1 protein-coding gene is annotated in these 2,451 nt (G+C 26.6%); it reads right to left on the bottom strand.

What is annotated here, in order from left to right; genetic code table 11:
- Positions 1 to 90: 90 nt before the first annotated feature.
- The coding region (locus AJ939_RS11020) for a type VI secretion system Vgr family protein (protein WP_070276290.1) at positions 91 to 2,451 on the bottom strand (2,361 nt) is incomplete at its 5' end.

Below are 2,451 nucleotides of genomic sequence, written 5' to 3'. Positions count from 1 at the left end.
CTCCGTTATAGCTTCTTCATCCATAGCTTGCATTTCTTCTAAAGTTTTCATTTGTTTTTCCTTGTGTTGTTATAATTTAAAAAATTAGTTTTAATCCACTCTTAGATCACCGCCTTTGATCCTTAAGCCCTTATCGTCTATAATAATTTGCATTTTACCTACTTGTATTACAATTTTATCTTCTGTTTGAGAAATGATTGTATTTTTTACCCTAGAAACAATATGTTCTTGTGCTACTAAAACGCTATCTTTGTTTGCTAAAGTATTAACTCTATCAGCTGCAAAAGTACAATCTTTTCTAGCTTTAAAACTAATAGAATCATCTGCTTCGGCTTTAATATATTCATTTGTTTCCAAGGTCATATCTTTTTTGGAATAAAATTTTACAGAGTGGTTAGTTTGGAGCACATAAGAACCTCTTATGGTTTCATTTTTATTATGTCCTACTCTATAAATAGAATCATTTTTAATATCTTGTTCTAGATTATTATTTACAAAGACTCTTTTGTCATTTCCTATTTTTTCTTCGTGGTTTTGCCCTATGTTTATTTCATTGCTAATCCCCACATTTAAAGTATTACTTAAACCTACATTGGTATCTTTAGAGAGTAAAGTATTTTCTAAATATTCAGCCCCTACATTGACATTTTTAAATCCTGCGATATTTTGCATATGACCTAAAGTGATAAATTCAGTATATAAGGCTCCTACTTCTGAAGTTTTATTATTTTTTATGGTTTGCTCATAATTATTACCTATTTCTTCTTTATAATCTTTTTGCGCTAAGATATAAATTTCTTCTTTGTCTTTGTCGTTTTTTAGGGTAATTTCATTCCTTGCTCTTGCATCGGTGTTATCCACTCCTATTGTAGAATTTGCTAAAGTAAGATAATGATTATTAATAGAGCTTAATTCATAATCTGTATTTTCTTGAAGTTTTAAGGTATCTAAGCCTTGATTGATCATAATAGGAACTTCGCTTAAATAACTTAAAGTGCTAGTGGCAATCTCTCTTTGATATCTTGGATAATTATATTGAGGCATAGTTGTAGTCCCATTATACAAACTAGAGCTCACATAAGGTTTATCTATATCATCATCTAAAAAAGAAATAATCACTTCATCTCCTATTCTTGGAGTATGAAAAAAACCTGAATGATTACTTGCTATACTAGAAGCTACTCTTAAAAAAGGAGTGTGATGATATAAACTTTCTTTTTCATCTAATTCTTCTTGATTAGCATAAAGATTAATCCTTACCTTAACCCTTCCATGCTCATCAGTATAAATAGTATTTCTCTCACTTTCTATATCCTTACTCTCTCCTATAACAATACCTTGAGTGCTATTAGGAGCTTTAGGTTTAACTTTAAAACTTGGAGTAAAGATAATATTCTTTTTTAATAAAGTTAAAGTATTGGAATAAGATTTACTTAAATTTAAATCTTTTAAATTTAAATGATCATTAGTATTAATAGAATTAGCTAAGATGGCATCATCAATTAAGATTTGAGTATTAGCAATAATAATAAAGTCTTTAAGCAAAGAAGCTTTATCTTGTTTTTCTTCATCTTGATTTTTTATTTCTTCTTGATGATTAAACTCCTTATAATTTAAAGTGATAAAATCTCCTAAGCTAAGATGATAAATATTACTTTTTGCTAGTAAGCTTTCATTTAATACTAAGGCTCTTTTTTCTTTAAGAGAAGGCTTAGTCTTTAAATCAATGCTTTTTGTAAAAGAATATTCACTCTCATAAAAATGTTCATTATAATAAGCCTTGTTATTAAGTTCTTGTTCATAAGGAACTTTACTAGAGTGTAAGGATAAAAGATTTAAAGGAGTATTGGCATTAATACTAGAATGCGTAAAAGAATTAGTTCTTAAACTTTGCTCTTTATAAATAGAAGAAATACAAGCTTGATTTAAAATATTATTAACATTAGGATTATATTCTATCTCTTTATTTTTTACATTTTTATATACATCACAAAAATAAATAGTGTTCTCATCTTCATAAAAAAAGATTCCATTATTATGGCTTAATCTTGTAATAAAGTCTAAATCACTTTCATTGTATTGAGAGATGAGTTCTTGTTTTTCATAATTAAAATGTATATTAGAATAATCAATTTCTTTATGTAAGATATCTTGATAAAAACCAAGGGTTTGTTTAATCACTTCTATAATATTAGTATGAGTATAAATACGATTGGCTTTATTTAAAGAAAGTCTTATCAAAACTGATTGAAGCTTAAAAGAAAAAAAATGCTTGTATTTTATTTGCTTAGTATTTGAAGCGCTATCATTAATATTTAAAGCACTTTCATGATTAATGCCTAGATATTTTATATAAGTGATAATTCCTTTATAATTTTTAACTTCATTTGTGTCAAAATTTAAAGTATTGTTTTCATAAGGATTATGAATACTTAAAATAGCTTCTTGATC

This window comes from Campylobacter sp. BCW_6889, from assembly GCF_001762535.1.
Taxonomy (GTDB): Bacteria; Campylobacterota; Campylobacteria; order Campylobacterales; family Campylobacteraceae; genus Campylobacter_D; species Campylobacter_D jejuni.
The sequence above is the reverse complement of the archived record's forward strand: the minus strand, read 5'-3'. Positions and strand labels throughout refer to the sequence as shown.